The sequence below is a fragment of the Cellulomonas chitinilytica genome (assembly GCF_016862675.1).
GTDB lineage: Bacteria > Actinomycetota > Actinomycetes > Actinomycetales > Cellulomonadaceae > Cellulomonas > Cellulomonas chitinilytica.
The window spans coordinates 13,577-31,072 of record NZ_BONK01000007.1; the positions used below are offsets into that span (position 1 = coordinate 13,577).

At 74.9% G+C, this 17,496-nt stretch carries 15 protein-coding genes; 6 read left to right on the top strand and 9 right to left on the bottom strand.

Translation table 11 applies throughout. The annotated features are described in order from the left end of the window. Positions 1 to 67: 67 nt before the first annotated feature. Complete coding sequence (locus Cch01nite_RS11025; RefSeq protein WP_203753404.1) at positions 68 to 1,543, bottom strand: mannitol dehydrogenase family protein; 1,476 nt, start codon at positions 1,541 to 1,543, stop codon at positions 68 to 70. Next, a complete protein-coding gene (locus tag Cch01nite_RS11030; protein ID WP_239070308.1) occupies positions 1,540 to 2,607 on the bottom strand; it encodes a LacI family DNA-binding transcriptional regulator in 1,068 nt (355 codons plus the stop codon). The genes Cch01nite_RS11025 and Cch01nite_RS11030 overlap by 4 nt, the downstream gene beginning before the upstream one ends. A gap of 182 nt (positions 2,608 to 2,789) precedes the next feature. On the opposite strand from Cch01nite_RS11030, the gene uxaC reads away from it, so the two are divergent. From uxaC to Cch01nite_RS11045, 3 genes are all read left to right on the top strand, one after another. Further along, entirely contained in the window at positions 2,790 to 4,241 is a 1,452-nt protein-coding gene (gene uxaC, locus Cch01nite_RS11035) for a glucuronate isomerase (protein ID WP_203753423.1), read from the top strand. A 59-nt stretch (positions 4,242 to 4,300) separates the two neighbouring features. Next, positions 4,301 to 4,927, top strand: a complete 627-nt coding sequence (eda, locus tag Cch01nite_RS11040; protein WP_203753427.1) for a bifunctional 4-hydroxy-2-oxoglutarate aldolase/2-dehydro-3-deoxy-phosphogluconate aldolase — start codon at positions 4,301 to 4,303, stop codon at positions 4,925 to 4,927. Positions 4,928 to 5,015: 88 nt separating this feature from the next. Further along, a complete protein-coding gene (locus Cch01nite_RS11045) occupies positions 5,016 to 6,119 on the top strand; it encodes a sugar kinase (RefSeq protein WP_203753430.1) in 1,104 nt (367 codons plus the stop codon). An 81-nt stretch (positions 6,120 to 6,200) separates the two neighbouring features. Here the strand turns inward: Cch01nite_RS11045 and Cch01nite_RS11050 are convergent, their stop codons facing one another. Both Cch01nite_RS11050 and Cch01nite_RS11055 read right to left on the bottom strand, forming a co-directional pair. Then, the gene (locus Cch01nite_RS11050; RefSeq protein WP_203753433.1) at positions 6,201 to 6,389 is read right to left on the bottom strand and encodes a hypothetical protein; all 189 of its coding nucleotides are present in this window, start codon (positions 6,387 to 6,389) and stop codon (positions 6,201 to 6,203) included. Between the two features lie 125 nt (positions 6,390 to 6,514). Next, positions 6,515 to 8,161: an altronate dehydratase family protein gene (locus Cch01nite_RS11055; RefSeq protein ID WP_203753448.1), complete on the bottom strand. Its 1,647-nt coding sequence runs from the start codon at positions 8,159 to 8,161 to the stop codon at positions 6,515 to 6,517. A gap of 100 nt (positions 8,162 to 8,261) precedes the next feature. On the opposite strand from Cch01nite_RS11055, the gene Cch01nite_RS11060 reads away from it, so the two are divergent. Next, on the top strand, positions 8,262 to 9,284 hold the full coding sequence (locus Cch01nite_RS11060) for a LacI family DNA-binding transcriptional regulator (RefSeq protein WP_203753451.1): 1,023 nt from the start codon (positions 8,262 to 8,264) through the stop codon (positions 9,282 to 9,284). A 118-nt stretch (positions 9,285 to 9,402) separates the two neighbouring features. Here the strand turns inward: Cch01nite_RS11060 and Cch01nite_RS11065 are convergent, their stop codons facing one another. The 3 genes from Cch01nite_RS11065 to Cch01nite_RS11075 form a co-directional block, all read right to left on the bottom strand. Continuing rightward, positions 9,403 to 10,131, bottom strand: coding sequence for a FadR/GntR family transcriptional regulator (locus Cch01nite_RS11065; RefSeq protein ID WP_203753454.1), 729 nt, complete (start codon positions 10,129 to 10,131; stop codon positions 9,403 to 9,405). 46 nt (positions 10,132 to 10,177) lie between these two features. Beyond that, positions 10,178 to 11,047 (bottom strand): amidohydrolase family protein, encoded by an 870-nt coding sequence (locus Cch01nite_RS11070; protein WP_203753457.1) that lies wholly within the window; start codon positions 11,045 to 11,047, stop codon positions 10,178 to 10,180. A 143-nt stretch (positions 11,048 to 11,190) separates the two neighbouring features. Beyond that, positions 11,191 to 13,026 carry a gamma-glutamyltransferase family protein gene (locus Cch01nite_RS11075; protein ID WP_203753460.1) on the bottom strand — a complete coding sequence of 612 codons (1,836 nt, stop codon included), beginning with the start codon at positions 13,024 to 13,026 and terminating at the stop codon, positions 11,191 to 11,193. 192 nt (positions 13,027 to 13,218) lie between these two features. Between Cch01nite_RS11075 and Cch01nite_RS11080 the strand changes: the two genes are divergently transcribed. Further along, positions 13,219 to 14,268 (top strand): GGDEF domain-containing protein, encoded by a 1,050-nt coding sequence (locus Cch01nite_RS11080; protein WP_203753463.1) that lies wholly within the window; start codon positions 13,219 to 13,221, stop codon positions 14,266 to 14,268. Between the two features lie 122 nt (positions 14,269 to 14,390). On the opposite strand, the gene Cch01nite_RS11085 is transcribed toward Cch01nite_RS11080, so the two are convergent. Next, positions 14,391 to 14,855: a tRNA (cytidine(34)-2'-O)-methyltransferase gene (locus Cch01nite_RS11085; protein WP_203753466.1), complete on the bottom strand. Its 465-nt coding sequence runs from the start codon at positions 14,853 to 14,855 to the stop codon at positions 14,391 to 14,393. 97 nt (positions 14,856 to 14,952) lie between these two features. On the opposite strand from Cch01nite_RS11085, the gene Cch01nite_RS11090 reads away from it, so the two are divergent. Further along, the gene (locus Cch01nite_RS11090; RefSeq protein ID WP_203753469.1) at positions 14,953 to 15,990 is read left to right on the top strand and encodes an aldo/keto reductase; all 1,038 of its coding nucleotides are present in this window, start codon (positions 14,953 to 14,955) and stop codon (positions 15,988 to 15,990) included. Positions 15,991 to 16,267: 277 nt separating this feature from the next. Here Cch01nite_RS11090 and Cch01nite_RS11095 read toward each other — a convergent pair whose 3' ends face one another. Next, on the bottom strand, positions 16,268 to 17,365 hold the full coding sequence (locus Cch01nite_RS11095; protein WP_239070312.1) for a LacI family DNA-binding transcriptional regulator: 1,098 nt from the start codon (positions 17,363 to 17,365) through the stop codon (positions 16,268 to 16,270). Positions 17,366 to 17,496: the final 131 nt, after the last annotated feature.

A 17,496-nucleotide genomic window follows, 5' to 3' on the forward strand; every position in this document is an offset into this window, starting at 1 on the left:
ATCCCGACGATGGAATGCGCTTTCCAATGTAGCGCACGTCAGCACGCCTGGGAACGGCTGACCGGCTCTACGCCCGGACCTGCTCCGTGAGCGCCGACCGCACCGCACCGACCAGCTCGGCCGACCCCGCGAGGTTCCCGAACACCGGCGCGACGCCGAGCATCCGCTCGGCGAGCCCGTCCTGCGGACCGCGCGCGGCCTCGGCCAGCACGGAGGCCATCGGGTCGTCGAGCGGCACCGCCCGCCCGTCCACCACGAGCTCCCCGAGCGCCGCGGCCCGCACGTACCCGATCCAGCCGGCGATCGTCCCGGCCGCCGCGACCGGCACCGCACCGGCGGCGAGCCGGTCCCGCACCGTCCCGAGCAACCGCTGCGGCAGCTTCTGCGACCCGTCCATCGCGACCTGCACGGTGGTGTGCCCGGTGTTCGGGTTGGCGAACCGGTCGAGCACGTCGTCCCGGTACCGCTCCAGGTCCATGCCCTCGGGCGCGGCGAGGGTGGGCAGCACGTCGTCGTTGACGAGTGCGCGCACGGCGGCCTCGAGGTCGGGGTCGGCGACGGCCTGCGCGATCGTCGCGTACCCGCGCAGCGCCCCGAGGTACGCGAGCGTCGAGTGGCTGGCGTTGAGGATGCGCAGCTTGGCGCGCTCGTACGGCGCGACGTCGGCGGTGAGCAGCGCACCGGCGCTCTCCCAGGCGGGCCGCGGCCCGGCGAACGCGTCCTCGATGACCCACTGCGAGAACGGCTCGCCCACCACGAGCCCCTCGTCGACCAGGCCCAGCAGGGCCGCGGCCTCGGCCCGGTGCGCGGGCGCGGTCGCCGGCACGATCCGGTCGACCATCGTCGACGGGAACCGCACGCTCTGCGCGACCCACGTGCGCAGCGCGTCCGACGACGGCGTCGCGGCCAGCACCGCGTCGACGAGCGCGGCGAGCACCGCCCCGTTGTCGCTGAGGTTGTCGCAGCACACCACGGTCAGCGGCCCGGCGTCGGCGCGCTGGCGCCGCGCCAGGCCCCGCACGAGCAGGCCGATCGGCGACCGCGCGGGCGCGTCGGCGCCGGACGTCAGCGCGGCGAGGTCGGCCGCGAGGTCGGGGTCGGTGAGGTCCGGCCCGCCGCCGGGCGCCCGCCGGTACCCCTTCTCGGTGACGGTCAGCGTGACGACGTGCGTGGTCGGTGCCGCGACCGTCGCGAGCACGCGGTCGGTGTCGGTGCCGGGGAACGCGACGCCCCGCATCGTCCCGACGACCCGCAGCGACGTCTCGGTGGCGCCCTTGGTGAGCACTCCGTACAGCCCGTCCTGCGGCGCGAGCTGCTCCGCGACGCGGGCGCTGCGCTGCGTCACGCCGAGGATGCCCCAGCGGGCGTCGCCGGTCGCCGTCGCGGCGTCCTCGGTGAGCACCGCCTGATGCGCCCGGTGGAACGCCCCGAGGCCGAGGTGCACGATGCCCGTCCTCAGGTCGGCCGGGTCGACGGCGGGCAGCGTGACGCCCGGGCGTCCGGCGGCGGACCGCCAGGTGGCGAGGGACAGGCGCGGCGTCATGCGGGTAGGTCTCCTGCGGTCGACGCGATCGGCGCGGTCGGCGGGGCCGGCGGCACGCCCGTCGAGTCGCGGACGACGAGCTCGACGGGCAGCCGCACGGGCGCCGGTGCCTCCGCGTCGGTGACTCCCGAGGCCGCGCGGCGCCGGGCGGCCCGGGGCGCGTGGTTGACGAGTGCGTCCACGGCGTCCCGGCCGAGCCGCGCGAGCGGCACCCGCACGGTGGTGAGCGCGGGTGCGACGAGCGTCGCGGCGGGGCTGTCGTCGTACCCGACCACGGACACGTCGTCGGGCACGCGGACGCCGCGGCTCGTGAGGCGGTTGAGGATGCCGAGCGCGACGAGGTCGTTGTGGGCGAGCACCGCGGTGGCGCCGCTCGCGACGACGAGGTCGGCGACGGCGACGCCGCCGTCGAACACGGGCGCGACGTGGCCCAGGTCGACGACCTCGGTGCCCGGGAGCGACGCCGCGGCGCGGTGGAGGCCCTCGCGCCGCCGCGCGTCGGACCAGGAGCCCGCCGGGCCGCCCGCGTAGGCGAGGCGGCGGTGCCCGAGGGCGTAGAGGTGTGCGACGGCCTGCCGGACGCCGTCGGCGTTGTCGATGACGACCGAGGCGGCCCCGTGGTGCTCGCGGTTCACGAGGAGCAGCGGGACGTCGCGGGCGAGGGCCTCGTCGAGCGCCTCGTCGGTCATGCGCGGCGAGCACAGCACGACGCCGTCGACCTGCGCGCCGAGCCGCCCGACGAGCTCGGACTCGAGGTGGCCGTCCTCCTCGGAGTCCGCGACGACGACGGCGAGCCCGAGCGCACGGGCGCGGGCCTGGACGCCCTTGGCGACGGCGGCGAAGAACGGGTTCTCGAGGTCCGGGACGACGAGGCACAGGTTGCCGGTGCGCCCGGTGATGAGCTCGCGGGCGGCGCGGTTGGGCCGGTAGCCGAGCTGGGCGGCGACCTGCCGGACGTGCTCGCGGCGGGCGGGGGCAACGAGCTCGGGGGCGTTGAGCGCGCGGGAGGCGGTGGCGGGGGAGACGCCGGCCTCGCGCGCCACGTCCTGCAACGTCACGGACACCGGGGGTCCCTCCGCTCGCCGCGTGCGCCCCGCGGATCGGGGTGCGGTGAAAAGGATTGCAGCACGCCTCGGTCGTCTTCGGCAAGCGTGACGGCACAGCCTTGCCAGGATGCCCGATTTCCTGGTTGGCTGGCATGAATGCGTTTGCAGTCCGTTCATCGCACGACGAGGAGAGCATCGGCATGACCTCAGGACCCGGCTGGTCGCTGCACCCGGACCGCGCACTGCCCAGCGACCCCGTCGTGCGGCCGCTGGCCCGCGAGATCCTCGCCGCGACCGAACGGCTGCCGATCGTGTCGATGCACGGCCACGTCGACGCGGGCGTCCTGGCGCGCGACGAGCCCTTCGCCGACCCGGCGTCCCTGCTCGTGATCCCCGACCACTACCTGGTCCGGATGCTCGTCTCCCAGGGCGTCCCGCACGACGACCTCGGTGTGCCGCGTCTCGACGGCGGCGCCGTGCAGACCGACCCCCGCGAGATCTGGCGGACGTTCGCGTCGCGCTGGCACCTGTTCCGCGGCACCCCGACCCGGTACTGGCTGGAGCACGTGCTCGTCGACGTGTTCGGGGTCGACGAGCGCCCGTCCGCCGACAGCGCCGACCGCCTCTACGACCACCTGGCCGACCGGCTCGCCGCGCCGGAGTTCCGCCCGCGCGCGCTGTTCGACCGGTTCGGGATCGAGGTCCTCTCGACGACCGACGCGGCCACCTCCACCCTCGCCGACCACGCCGCGCTCGCGGCCGACGGCTGGCGCGACAGGGTGGTCCCGACGTTCCGGCCCGACGCCCTCTTCCACGTCGACCGGGCGGCGTGGCGCGACGACCTGCGCCTGCTGGAGGAGCGCTCGGGTATCGCGATCCACGGGTATCCGGACTTCGTGCGGGCGGTCGAGGCGCGCCGGGCGACGTTCGTGGCCGCGGGTGCGCGGTCGAGCGACCACGGGCACCTCTCGGCCGACGCGACGCCGCTGTCGGTGCGCGAGGCCGGCCGGGTGTTCGACGAGGCGCGCCTGGGCACCGTGAGCGCCGCCGACGCCGCCGCGTTCTCCGCCCACATGCTGTTCGAGACGGCCCGGATGGCGAGCGAGGACGGTCTCGTCCTGCAGCTGCACCCGGGCGTCCTGCGGGACCACGACCACGGGGTCGTGGGCGTCCGCGGCCCGGACGTGGGCTACGACATCCCCGTCCCGACCGACTACGTGCACGGGCTGCGGCCGCTGCTGGAGGCGTTCGGCCACCACCCGGGCCTGCGGATGGTGCTGTTCACGGTCGACGAGGACACGTTCAGCCGTGAGCTCGCGCCGCTCGCCGGCGTCTACCCGGCGGTCCGCCTGGGTGCGCCGTGGTGGTTCCTCGACACCCCGGACGGCATGCGGCGCTTCCGGGAGGCGGTGACCGACACGGCCGGGTTCTACAACACGACGGGGTTCGTGGACGACACCCGCGCGTTCTGCTCGATCCCCGCCCGGCACGACCTCGCGCGGCGCGTCGACGCAGGTCACCTGGCCCGTCTGGTCGCCGAGCACCGGCTGGACCTCGACGAGGCGATCGAGACGGCCGTGGATCTCGCGTACCGGATCCCGCGGGAGGCGTATGCTTCCCGGACGACGGCAAGCGCTTACCAGAACGCCTGACGACCAACCGGACGATCGGGTCGCGCCCGACGCGACCGGACCTGTGCGAAGGAGCACCCGTGAGCGAGATCCTCCAGCGACTGTCCGCCCACCGGCTCGTCCCGGTGGTCGTCCTCGACGACGCCGCCCATGCCGCCGGCCTCGCCGACGCGCTCGTCGCGGGCGGGCTCCCCGTCGCCGAGGTGACCTTCCGGACCGCGGCCGCGCCCGACGCCATCCGCGCGATGGCCGACCGGGGCGACGTCCTCGTCGGCGCCGGCACGGTCCTGACTCCTGCGCAGGTCGACCAGGCGGTCGCCGCGGGCGCGTCGTTCGTCGTCTCGCCCGGCACCAGCCGCGCCGTCGTCGAAAGGTGCCAGGAGCACGGCGTCCTCGCCCTGCCCGGCGCCGTGACCGCGTCCGAGGTCATGGCGGCGCTCGAGCTCGGCGTCACCACCGTGAAGTTCTTCCCGGCCGGGACCTCCGGCGGCGCACCCGCCATCGCCGCGCTCGCCGCGCCGTTCGGCGACGTCGGGTTCGTGCCCACCGGCGGCGTCGGACCCGGCAACCTGCACGAGTACCTCGCGATCCCGTCCGTGCGGGCCGTCGGCGGGTCGTGGATGGTGCCGCGCGACCTCGTCCGCGCCGGCGAGCTCACCGCGGTCAAGGACCTCACGGCCGCGGCCGTCGCCCTCGCCGCCGCCTGACGTCCCCGCCGTCCGACCAGCACCGCCGCCCGACCAGCCCCGCCGCCCGACCAGCACTGCCGCCCGAGCCCCACCCGAGGAGCCCGCCGTGTCCGACCTGACGATCCGCCCGGCCGCCGAGACCCGCTACGACGCGGTCTCCCTCGGCGAGGTCATGCTCCGCCTCGACCCGGGCGAGGGCCGCATCCGCACCGCCCGCTCGCTGCGCGTCTGGGAGGGCGGCGGCGAGTACAACGTGGCGCGCGGCCTGCGTCGGGCGTTCGGCCTGCGCACCGCGATCGTCACCGCGCTCGCGGACAACGAGGTCGGCCGGCTCGTCGAGGACTGCATGCTCGCGGGCGGCGTCGACACCTCGCTCGTCCGGTGGTTGCCGTACGACGGCGTCGGCCGTGCCGTCCGCAACGGCCTCAACTTCACCGAGCGCGGCTTCGGGGTCCGCGGCGCCGTCGGGGTCAGCGACCGCGGCCACACCGCCGCGTCCCAGCTCGCCCCCGGCGACGTCGACTGGGACCACCTGTTCGGCGAGCTCGGCGTCCGCTGGTTCCACACGGGCGGCATCTTCGCGGCCCTCTCGGACGCCGCCGCGCAGACGGTCATCGAGGCCGTCACGGCCGCGCACCGCCACGGCACCGTCGTCTCGTACGACCTCAACTACCGGCCGTCCCTCTGGAAGGCCGTCGGCGGCCAGGTCCGCGCGCAGGAGGTCAACCGCGAGATCGCCCCGCACATCGACGTGATGATCGGCAACGAGGAGGACTTCACCGCGTCGCTCGGCTTCGAGGTCGAGGGCGTCGACGAGAGCCTGTCCTCCCTGGAGGTCGACGCGTTCGCCGCGATGATCGACCGTGCGGCGGCTGCCTACCCGAACTTCCGCGTCATCGCGACGACCCTGCGCACCGTCCACAGCGCCACGGTCAACGACTGGGGGGCCATCGCCTGGTCCCGCTCGACGGGCGTCGTCAGCGCGACGCACCGGGAGCGCCTGGAGATCCTCGACCGCGTCGGCGGCGGCGACTCGTTCGCGTCCGGCCTCGCCTACGGCCTGCTCGCGGGCGAGGACCTGGCCACGGCCGTCGAGTACGGCGCGGCGCACGGCGCCCTCGCCATGACGACACCCGGGGACACGTCGATGGCCACGAAGGCCGAGGTCCTCAAGCTCGCGGGCGGCGGCGGGGCGCGCGTCGACCGCTGACGGCGTGCGAGGACGACGCGGGCGGGTACGCCCCGACCTGGCGGGCGTGCTCGTCCGGTCCGCCCGCGCCGCGGGTCGGTGTCACTCGTCGACGAACCGCCACCAGCCGACCGGCGCGTACGCCGAGTCGGAGATCGTCTCGCCGGCGCCGGGTTCGAGCGGGTAGTGCTTCACGTTCCCGGCCCAGTACCGCAGGATCCGGCCGAGCTCGCCGTTCAGGTCGTCGGGCACGACGCCCGCCGACAGGTCGACCTCCAGCACGAACTTCATCGCACGCCCCTCCTGCCGATGGTCGGGCCGCGATCGGCCCGGCGAGACCACCACGAGTGTCGTCCAGCGACGGCCGTACGACACCCATGGTGGTCTCGCCGGCTCGGGGCCGCGCACCGGACCGGTCAGGTCACCGCGCCGAGCTGCCACGGGACGAACTCGTCGGCGCCCAGGTCGAGCTCCTCGGACACCGTCTGCCGGCCCGAGGCGACCTCGACGATCAGCTCGAACAGCTCCTCGCCGACCGACGCGACCGTGGCGGTCCCGTCGACGATCCGCCCCGCGTCGAGGTCCATGTCCTCGGTCATGCGCAGGTAGGTCGCGGTGTTGGTGGCGACCTTGATGGACGGCGTCGGCTTGCAGCCCAGCACAGACCCGCGCCCGGTGGTGAACACGACGACGGTCGCGCCGCCGGCGACGAGCCCGGTGACGGACACGGGGTCGTACCCGGGGGTGTCCATGAACGTGAACCCCCGCTCGGTGACCTGCTCGGCGTACTCGTGGACGGCGGTGAGCTCGGCGGTGCCGCCCTTGGCGACGGCGCCGAGCGACTTCTCGAGGATCGTCGTGAGCCCGCCGGCCTTGTTGCCCGGGGAGGGGTTGTTGTCGAGGGTCCCGCCGCCCGCGGCCGTGTACTGCTTCCACCAGTCGAGGCGGTCGAGGAGCTTCTGCCCGACCTCCCGGGACACCGCCCGCCGGAGCAGGAGGTGCTCGGCGCCGAACACCTCGGGCGTCTCGGCGAGGATGCTCGTGCCCCCGCGCGCGACGAGCAGGTCGGACGCGTGGCCGAGCGCGGGGTTGGCGGTGATGCCGGAGTACCCGTCGGACCCGCCGCAGTTCAGCCCGAGCACGAGCTCCGACACCGGGACGGGTGACCGCCGCAGCGCGTCGATCCCCGGGAGCATCGCCTCGATCGCCTCGACCCCGGCGCGCACGGTGCGGCGGATGCCGCCGGTCTCCTGGATGACGAGCGTGCGGACGGGCTTGTCGGCGGGCAGGTCGAGCCCGTCGAGGAGCGTCTGGGCGGGCAGCATCTCGCAGCCGAGGCCCAGCACGAGCAGCCCGGCGACGTTCGGGTGGTCGGCGTACCCGCGCAGGGTCCGCCGGGTGATCTGTGCGCCCTCGCTGGTCGGGACGAGGCCGCAGCCGGTGTCGTGCGTGAGGGCGACGACCCCGTCGACGTGCGGGTACGCCTCCAGCGCGCGCCCGCGGAACTGGTCGGCGATCAGCCGCGCGGTCGACGCCGAGCAGTTCACGGACGTGACGATGCCGACGTAGTTCCGCGTCCCGACGCGGCCGTCGGCGCGCACGTACCCGTCGAACGTCCGGACCGGCCCGTCCGGCGCAGGCAGCGTCACACGGGCGGTGCCGAACTCGTACGCGCGTTCGTCGTCGTCCATGCCGAGGTTGTGCGTGTGCACGTGGTCGCCGACCGCGATGTCCCGGGTGGCCCGCCCGATCGACTGCCCGTACTTGTGCACCGGCTCGCCCGCGCGCACGGCCCGCAGCGCGAGCTTGTGCCCACGCGGCACGCTCTGCCGGACGACCAGGTCCCCGGACGACGGGAGTGACGACGAGCCGGCAGACGAGCCCGACGAGCCGGCCGCCGAGGCCGATGACGAGCCCGACGACGAGACCGACGACGAGCTCGACGGGCCCGCCGGCGTCGTCAGCACCGTCCCGTCCTGCAGGTCGCGCGTGGCGACCCCCACGTGGTCGTCGGGCCGGAGCACGAGCACGCAGTCGGTGAGGGCGAGCGGAGCCGTCGTCATCCTCGAAACCCTTCACGAACGGGTGCTGACTGAGTCAGGATACCGCTTTCCCGAGCGTCGTGGCCGCTCGCGCGGGCCACTGACCTCTACCCTCCAGAGCATGGCCGGACCTGTGACCCTGAGCGACGTCGCCCGCGAGGCGGGGGTGTCGCTCGCCACCGCGTCGCGCGCGATCAACGGCAGCGCCAACCGCGTCGTCCGGGCGGACCTGCGCGAACGGGTCCTCGCCGCCGCCGCCAAGCTCCGCTACAGCCCCGACGCCAACGCGCAGGCGATGGCCCGCGGCCGCACCACGTCGATCGGGCTCGTGGTCCACGACATCGCCGACCCGTTCTTCTCCTCCATCGCCGCAGGGGTCACCCGGGCCGCCGACCGTGCCGGCCTGCAGGTCACGCTCACGAGCACGCAGCACGACCCGTCCCGCGAGGCCGGCCTCGTCGACCTGCTCAAGCGCCAGCGCGCGCGGGCCGTCGTCATCGCGGGCGGCCGGATGGACGACGAGGACGCCAACGCCGACCTGCGCACCGCGCTCGACGACTACCGCGCGGGCGGCGGCTCGGTCGCGCTCATCGGCCAGCCCGTGCTCGGGGTCGACACCGTGGTCGTCGACAACGCCCGCGGCGCCGCCGACCTCGCCCGCGCGCTGCACGGCCGCGGGTACCGGTCGTTCGCGGTGCTCGGCGGGCCCGAGCAGCACCTGACGGCCCGGGAGCGCCGCGAGGCGTTCCGCGACGCGCTCGCCGAGCTCGGCACGACGATCCCCGACGCCTGGATCCTCACCGGCGCGTTCACGCACGAGGGCGGCGAGGACGCGATGCGCGCCCTCCTGCGTGGGGACGACCGGCCGCAGGTCGTGTTCGCCGTCAACGACGTCATGGCCCTCGGGGCCCTCACCGCCGCACGGGACGTGGGCGTGCGGGTGCCGGACGACATCGCGCTCGCCGGGTTCGACGACATCTCCACCCTGCGCGACGTCGTGCCGGGCCTGACCACCGTCCGCGTCCCGCTCGTCGACATCGGCATCGCCGCCACCGAGCTGGCCCTCGCGGACCCGTCGGACGACGTCCGCCTCACCCACGTCCCGACCCAGGTGGTCCTCCGGGAGTCCACCCCCGGCATCTGACCCCCGCCCACTCGGGCGGGCACCGTCGAGAACGTGACTTCGGGGTGAGAACGGCACTTCGAAGTGACGTTCTCACCCCGAAGTCACGTGCTCACGGCCGAACGCGGGTGGGGCAGGGTCAGATCCCCGTGCCCAGGTCGACCGGCGGGCCCACGGGGACGTCGGTCGGGCGGGGGCCGGTGAACGCGTCCTCCAGACGCAGCAGGTGCATGCCCATCCGCAGCCGGGCGCGGTCGGGGTCGCGCGCCGCCAGGGCCGCGAGGATCTCCTCGTGCTCCACGAACGTGCGGTCGGCGGCGCCGTCGCGGGTGAGCTCGCGCCACAGGCGCAGCTGCGTCGAGCGCCCCGCGAGGCCGGCGACGAGGGCGGTGAGCACGGCGTTCCCGGACGCCCGGGCGATCGTCGAGTGGAACGCGAGGTCGGCGGCGGCGAGCCGCTCGGGGTCGACGGGGTCGGACGTGAGGGCACGGGCCGTCTCGTCGAGCGCGGCCCGGGCGCACGCCAGGTCCTCGTCGCCGATGTGCAGCGCGGCGAGGCCGGCGGCCTCCGTCTCGATGAGCCGGCGGACGGCGTGCGCGGCGCCGGACTCGTCGGGCAGGTCCGCGACGAACAGCATCGGCGCGAGCAGGGTGCCCGGGTCGAGGTTCGTGACGTAGGTGCCGTCGCCGTGGCGCGAGTCGAGGATCCCCAGCGTCGACAGCGCCCGGACCCCCTCGCGCAGCGAGCCCCGCGACACCCCGAGGGACGCCGCGAGCTCCTTCTCGGCGGGGAGCCGGTCGCCGGCGCCGAGCGCGCCGTCGAGGATCATCTGCTTGATGCCGTCGACGACATCATCCGAACGGGCCACCTGCGCAGTATTCCCCGTGTTCCGTCCCGCGTGCGCCTGTCGCCGCTCAGAGGTCGTCGAGCGGGAGGCGGTACACGCGGTTGGCGGTGCCGCCGAGCACGAGGTCACGGTCGCGTTCCGACAGCTGGTCGACGGTGCGACGCAGCCCGTGCCACACGTGCGAGTAGGAGTCGCCCGCGAGCAGCGCGTACGGCCAGTCGCTGCCGAGCATGAGCCGGTCCGGGCCGAACAGCTCGAGCGCGCGGTCGACGGCGGGCTGCAGGTGCTCGGCCGTCCAGGCGGCACCGGCGGCGGTGGCCAGGCCGGACAGCTTCGCGACGACGTTCGGCATCTGCGCGACGGCGCCGAGGAGCGCGGACCAGCGGGCCCAGCCGTCCCGTTCGCCGGCCCGCAGGGCGGCGAGCGGCGGTGCGCCGAGGTGGTCGACGACGAACGTGAGCTTCGGGTGACGCTCCGCGAGGGTCGCGACGTGCGCGAGCAGCGCCGGGGTGTGCGCGGTCAGGTCGAAGCTGAGGTGGCGCTCGGTGAGCAGGGTGAGGCCCTCGTCGACCGCGGGGCGCAGCAGCCAGTCGGGGTCGGGCTCCTCGTGCACGCGGTGGCCGACGCCGACCACGGGTTCGCGTCGCCAGGCGTCGAGCTGGGCGGCCGCGTCCTCCGGGTGCATCAGCGGCACCCAGGTGACGACGCCGGCGACCCGCGGGGAGCACAGGGCCTGGAACAGCATGAGCTCGGAGTCGGCCTTGTTGTCGGCGGACTGCACCAGGACGACCTTGTCGACGTGCTCGGCGGTGAGCTCGTCGGCGACGTCGCCGAGGCGGAACTCGCGTGCCACGGGCGCGACGTCGGGCGTCATCCAGGGGTAGTGCACCGCATCCGGGTTCCACACGTGCAGGTGGGCATCCACGACATCGGGCATGCTTCGGACGCTAGCAGTGGTCCGATGTCTGAATCGATGTCACATCGAATCCCTCATCGAACCCTCATGGAAAGGGTCGATCCTCGGGTACTCGTCGGATGACTTTCTGTGTGTCAGCCGACGACGACGTACTCGTCGGTACGTCAGCGACCCGCCGCGTACCCCTGCGCGCCGCGCGGGTTGGCCGCCGCCACGAGCATCCCGTCGGCCCGGACGCCCGCAGCGCTGAGCCGCCCGAGCTGCCACGGTCCGACGTCCTCCACGAGGTGCCCGCGGGCGGCGAGACCGGCGAGCACCACCTCGCCCAGCCGCGACTCCGCGACGAGCCCGTTCGGCGTGTGCGTCCGCGGGTAGAACGAGCTCGGCACGCCCGACGAGTGCCACGACGGCGCGTCGATCGCGGCCTGCAGGTCGTCCCCGCCGAGCAGGTGCCGCAGCAGGAACGGCACGGTCCACTGGTCCTGCTGGTCGCCGCCGGGCGTCCCGAACGCGAACCCGTGGCCGTCGTCGTCCAGCACCATCGCGGGGCTGAGCGTGGTCCGCGGGCGCTTGCCGGGGGCGAGGCTGTTCGGCAGCCCCGGCTCGAGCCAGAACATCTGCGCGCGCGTCGGCAGCGGGAAGCCGAGCCCCGGCACGACCGGGCTGGACTGCAGCCACCCGCCCGACGGCGTCGCGGACACCCGGTTCCCCCAGCGGTCGACGACGTCGACGTGGCACGTGTCGCCCGGGCTGAGGCCGATCGGGGACACCGTCGGCTCGCCGGTCCCGACGGCGGGCGCGACGTCGGGCGCGACGTCGGGCGCTGCGCCCGGGTGCGCGGTGAGCACCCGCGGCAGCCACGGCACCCGCCCGTCGGGAGCACCGGGCCGGACGTCCGGCACCGCCGCCGACCCCACCAGCGCCGCCCGCGCGGACGCGTACGCGGGGGACAGCAGCGCGTCGAGCGGCACGTCGGGGACGTCGCCGTACCAGGCCTCCCGGTCGGCGAACGCGAGCTTGGCGACCTCGACGGCCACGTGCACGAGCTCGACGAGCCCCTCGTCGGTCGTCGCGTCCCGCACGAGCGCGTCGACGCCGAGCGCGTCGAGCATCGTGAGCTGCTGCAGCAGGACCGGGCCCTGGCCCCATGCGAGCGTCTTGTGCACCGTGCGGCCCGCGAACCGCACCGACGCGGTCGGCTCCTCCGTCGCGTGCCAGCGGGCGAGGTCGTCGCCGCGCAGCAGGCCCCTGTGCGCCCGGCCCGACGAGTCCATGACCGCCGTCCCGGACTGGAACGCGTCCACCGCGTCGGCCACGAACCCCGCGTAGAACGCACGCCGGGCCGCCTCGATCCCGGCCTCCCGGCTCGCCGCCGACCCCGACGACGCGGCTCGAGACTCCGCGGCCCGGGACTCCGCGACGAGCCGCTCGAACGTCGCCGCCAGGTCCGGGTTCCGGAACCGCGCCCCGGCCCGCGGCAGCGGCAGGTACACGGCGGCGGACGTCGGCCAGTGCGTGGCCATCATGTCCGCGACCGTCGCGATCGTCCCCACGGCCGCCCGGACCAGCGGGAACCCGTCGCGCGCGTACCCGATCGCCGGGCCCAGCACGTCCTCCAGGGGCAGCGTGCCGTACCGCGCGAGCAGGTCGAGCCACGCGCCGAACGCCCCCGGCACCACGGCGGCGAGGTGGCCCGTGCCCGGGACGAGGCCGAGGCCGAGGTCGTCGAACGCCGCGGTCGTCGCGGCGGCCGGCGCCGGGCCCTGGCCGCAGACGACGAACGTGTGCCCGTCCGACGCCCGGTGCCCGAGGATCGGCGCGTCACCGCCCGGGCCGTTGAGGTGCGGCTCGACGACGCTCAGCGTGAACCCCGCAGCGGCCGCCGCGTCGAACGCGTTGCCGCCCGCCTCCAGGACGCGCATGCCGACGGCGCTCGCCAGCCAGTGCGTGGAGGCGACCATGCCGAACGTCCCGACGAGCTCGGGCCTCGTGGTGAACATCCGCCGATCCTGCCGCACGCCCCCGACGTGCGCCCCCGACCCGCGACCCGGTCGGGCGGGCGGCGCCCCGGCACCGCGGGCCGGACGCTCGGGTGACGTCCCGGCGGCGCGGCCGTGAACGTCCGGCGAACGGACGGCGAACCCCTGCACCCGCACCGTTTCGCGCCGCTGACCTGCGCCGATACTCGTCCGGTGTCCCAGGACCTCACCCACCTCACCCAGCGGCTGTCCCAGGCCGTCGGCGACTACCGTGTCAGCGCGGCGGCGGTCGTGGCCGACCTCGCGCACGAGGTCGACGTCGTCGACGCGGACCTGCCGGTGTCCCGGCTGGAGCTCGTCTTCCGCTCCCCGCACGTCGCGAGCGTGGCGGTGCGCGACCCCGCCGACGAGTCCCGGATCGGGCTCATCACCCGCCCCCGGTACACCGCCGCCATGACCGGCCGGCTCGGCTTCGGGCGGGCCATCCTCGCGCGCAAGGAGACCGGCGAGCTCGCGGACTGGGCCCCGATGGTCGTCGCCCCCACGGCCGCCGTGTCCGAGGTGGCCGTCCGGGCGATGGAGCGGCACGACGAGCGCCGGTACGACGACGTGCTCGTCGGCGGCGACACCTGGCAGGTCGCGAGCACCGCGGACCTCGTGCGGTCGCTGTCGACGCTGCTCGCCGTCCGGTCGCTGCACGACCCGCTGACGGGCCTCATGCACCGCTCGATGCTCATGCACTCGCTCGGGCGGCGCTGCGCGGCGGCCGCCGGCACCCGCGCCCGCACGGTCGTCGTCCTGCTCGACCTGCGAGGGTTCGCGCACGTCAACGCCTCCCACGGGCAGGCGTTCGGCGACGTCGTGCTCACCGCGGTCGGCGCCCGGCTGCGCGCCGCGACACCGCAGGGCTGCGACCCCGGGCGGACCGGCGGCGACGAGTTCGCCGTCGTCGCGACGATGCCGGGCGCGGCCGACGACGCGCACGCCACGGCCCTCGCCGACGGGCTGCGCCAGGACCTCGTCGCGGCGCTCGCCGAGCCCGCGGGCGGCATCGACCCGGCCGCGTGGCCGCCGGTGCACTCCGCGGTCACCGTGTCCGCCGAGGGTGGCGGCGACCCCGAGGGGCTGGTCCGCGACGTCCAGTCCGTGCTGCGGACCGCGAAGGCCCAGGCCCGCCAGCGGTTCGCCGAGCGATGGCTCGAGGGGTCGCCGTCGCCCGGCGTCCCCGACCCGCGGGGGTTCGTGGGGATCGTCGACCTCTGACCCGCGGGCCGCGACGGCACGACACCGTGCCGTGGTGCCGTCGTGCCGTCGTGCCGTCGTGCCGTCGTGCCGTCGTGCCGTCGTGCCGTCGTGCCGTCGTGCCGTCGTGCCGTCCTGCCCGGTCACGCCCCGCCGGGGAACCCCAGACCGCGCCACGCCTCGTAGGTCGCGACCGCGGCGGCGTTCGACAGGTTCATCGACCGGCGGCCCGGGAGCATCGGGATGCGGACCTGCGCGGTGACGCGGGGGTGGGCGAGGACGTCGTCGGGCAGCCCGGTCGGCTCGGGGCCGAACAGCAGCACGTCGTCCTCCGCGTACGTCCAGTCGGTGTGCCACCGCTGCGCGTGCGTCGTGAACGCGAGCACCCGGGACGACGGCAGCGCGGAGAGCAGGTCGTCGAACGACGCGTGCACGACGACGTGCGCGAGGTCGTGGTAGTCCAGGCCTGCGCGCCGCAGCTTCGCCTCCGACAGGTCGAACCCGAGCGGCTCGACGAGGTGCAGGGTCGCTCCCGTGCCCGAGACCATCCTGATCGCGTTCCCGGTGTTGCCGGGGATCCGCGGCTCGAAGAACACGACGTGCAGCACGCGCCGATCCTAGGCGGCGTGCACCGGCAGGCCCGGTTCGGTCGCGCGCGCGACCGCGACTAGCGTGGACGCGCACCCCACCGAGAGGACGTCACCGATGCCGACCGAGCCCGTCCACCGCGCCGCCGACACCCGCTACGACACCATGACGTACCGCCGGACCGGTCGCAGCGGCCTCGACCTGCCCGCCCTGTCGCTGGGCCTGTGGCACAACTTCGGCGACACCACCCCCTTCGACACCCAGCGGGCGGTCCTGCGCCGCGCGTTCGACCTGGGCATCACGCACATCGACCTGGCGAACAACTACGGCCCGCCGTACGGCTCCGCGGAGGAGAACTTCGGCCGGGTGCTCGCGAAGGACCTGCGGCCGTACCGCGACGAGCTCGTCATCTCGTCGAAGGCCGGCTACGACATGTGGCCCGGACCGTACGGGGACGGCGGGTCGCGCAAGTACCTGCTGTCGTCGCTGGACCAGTCGCTGACCCGGATGGGCCTCGACCACGTCGACATCTTCTACTCGCACCGCCCCGACCCGAGCGTGCCGGTCGAGGAGACGATGGGGGCCCTGCACACGGCCGTGACCAGCGGGAAGGCGATCTACGCGGGCATCTCGAACTACTCGCCGTCGCAGACCCGGGCCGCCCAGGAGGCGCTCGCGGAGCTGGGCACGCCGCTGCTGATCCACCAGCCGAGCTACTCGATGTTCAACCGGCACGTCGAGCAGGTCGCGGACGGGGAGACCGAGACGCTCCTCGACGTGGTCGGCGCCCTGGGCCTCGGCACGATCGTGTTCTCGCCGCTCCAGCAGGGGCTGCTCACCAGCCGCTACCTGTCGGGCGAGGTGCCGTCGGACTCCCGGGCCGCCCTCGGGCACTTCCTCAAGCGGGGCGCCATCTCGGAGACGTACCTGGAGCGTGCGCGGGCGCTCAACGAGATCGCGGCGGGTCGCGGGCAGTCGCTCGCGCAGCTCGCGCTGTCGTGGGTGCTGCGCGACGACCGGATCACGTCGGCCCTCGTCGGGGCGAGCTCCGTCGCCCAGCTCGAGGACAACGTCGCCGCCCTCGACGCACCGCCCCTGACGTCCGACGAGATCGCTGCCATCGAGCCCCACGCGGTCCACGGCACCGGCCGCTGACCCCCACCCGCCGGCGGAGGCGAGGCGAGCCGCCCCGCCGGCCGAGGCGGTCCCCCCGCCCTCCGCCCCCTCGTTCGTCGAGATCGTGACTTCGGGGTGAGAACGGCACTTCAGAGTGACGTTCTCACCCCGAACTCACGTTCTCGGCCATCCGGCCGGGCGGCCGGTCCGGCCGGGCGGGCCGGCCGGGGGCGCCGCCGCGCCCGTGGGTGGGCGGCGTTCAGGACGCGGGCACGACGCATCGTCGAGCCGTACCCGCGTGATCGGGGGGCGGAGGTCAGACGGCGCGCGGCGGCGCGGTGCTCTCCCGGACGACGAGCTCGGTCGCGAGGTCGATGCGCTGGTTCGTCGGCACCTCGCCGCGGGCCAGGGCGAGCACCATGCGGGTGGCGGTCGCGGCCATCTCCTGCAGCGGCTGGTGGATGGTGGTGAGCGGCGGGCCGATCCACTCGGTGACGGGCAGGTCGTCGTAGCCGACGATCGACAGGTCCTCGGGGATGTTCAGGCCGAGCTCGCGGGCGGCCCGCATGACGCCGAGCGCCTGGAAGTCGGACCCGGCGAAGATCGCGGTCGGCCGGTCGGGCCGGTCGAGCAGGTCCATGCCGTGCGTGTACCCGCCGCCGACGAAGAAGTCGCCGTACCGGATGAGCGCGGGGTCGACGGTGACGCCGGCCTCGTCGAGCGCGGTGCGGTAGCCGTCGATGCGGGCCCGGGAGCACAGCACGTCGACGGGGCCGGAGATGACGGCGATGCGCTTGTGGCCGAGGCCGAGCAGGTGCCGGGTGGCGGCGAGGCCGCCCGCCCAGTTGGCGGAGCCGACGGTCGGGACGCCGGGCGGCTGCTCGCCGGCGGTGTCGACGACGACGAACGGGATGGAGCGCGTCTCGAGCTGGCGGCGCTGGGCCGGGTCGAGGTCGGAGAGCACGAGGATGACGCCGCGGGGCCGGCGGGCCAGGACGTCGTCGAGCCACTCCTGGCGGGGGCGGTGGGCGCCGCCGAGCTCGGAGAGCACGACGCCGGCGCGCTCGGGGCCGGCGACCTCCTCGACGCCCTTGATGATCTGCACGGCCCACGCGGAGTCGAGCTCGTGGAAGACGAGGTCGATGAGCCCGGGGCCGGACGGGGTGCGGCCGCGGCGGCGGCGGTACTGGTAGCGGTCGATGACCTCCTCGACGCGCGCACGGGTCACCGCGGCGACGTCGGTGCGGCCGTTGAGGACCTTCGAGACGGTCGGGATGGAGACGCCTGCCTCGGAGGCGATGAGCGCGATCGTCGCGGTCCCGCCGGCCGGTGGTGCGTGCTCGTCGCCGTCCGCGCCCGTGGGGACGGGCTCTTCCGGCGTGCGGGGGTCGCCGCCGGTCTCCGTGATGGTCATCGTGCTCGTGGGTCCCTCGGTCGCCGCAAGTTTCGAGTCCGAACGTAGCATCGCAACTCCGTGTCGCCTACCACCTTCACTCGGATCCGCGATGTTTCGAGGTCGAGATGACTGAAAACATGCGGCGGTTT

Coding starts and splice junctions, on each gene's coding strand:
- Cch01nite_RS11025 (WP_203753404.1), bottom strand. CDS start 1,543: ATGACGCCGCGCCTGTCCCTCGCCACCTGGCGGTCCGCCGCCGGACGC.
- Cch01nite_RS11055 (WP_203753448.1), bottom strand. CDS start 8,161: ATGACGACGGCTCCGCTCGCCCTCACCGACTGCGTGCTCGTGCTCCGG.
- Cch01nite_RS11095 (WP_239070312.1), bottom strand. CDS start 17,365: ATGACCATCACGGAGACCGGCGGCGACCCCCGCACGCCGGAAGAGCCC.
- Cch01nite_RS11060 (WP_203753451.1), top strand. CDS start 8,262: ATGGCCGGACCTGTGACCCTGAGCGACGTCGCCCGCGAGGCGGGGGTG.
- Cch01nite_RS11075 (WP_203753460.1), bottom strand. CDS start 13,026: ATGTTCACCACGAGGCCCGAGCTCGTCGGGACGTTCGGCATGGTCGCC.
- uxaC (WP_203753423.1), top strand. CDS start 2,790: ATGACCTCAGGACCCGGCTGGTCGCTGCACCCGGACCGCGCACTGCCC.
- Cch01nite_RS11090 (WP_203753469.1), top strand. CDS start 14,953: ATGCCGACCGAGCCCGTCCACCGCGCCGCCGACACCCGCTACGACACC.
- Cch01nite_RS11070 (WP_203753457.1), bottom strand. CDS start 11,047: ATGCCCGATGTCGTGGATGCCCACCTGCACGTGTGGAACCCGGATGCG.
- Cch01nite_RS11050 (WP_203753433.1), bottom strand. CDS start 6,389: ATGAAGTTCGTGCTGGAGGTCGACCTGTCGGCGGGCGTCGTGCCCGAC.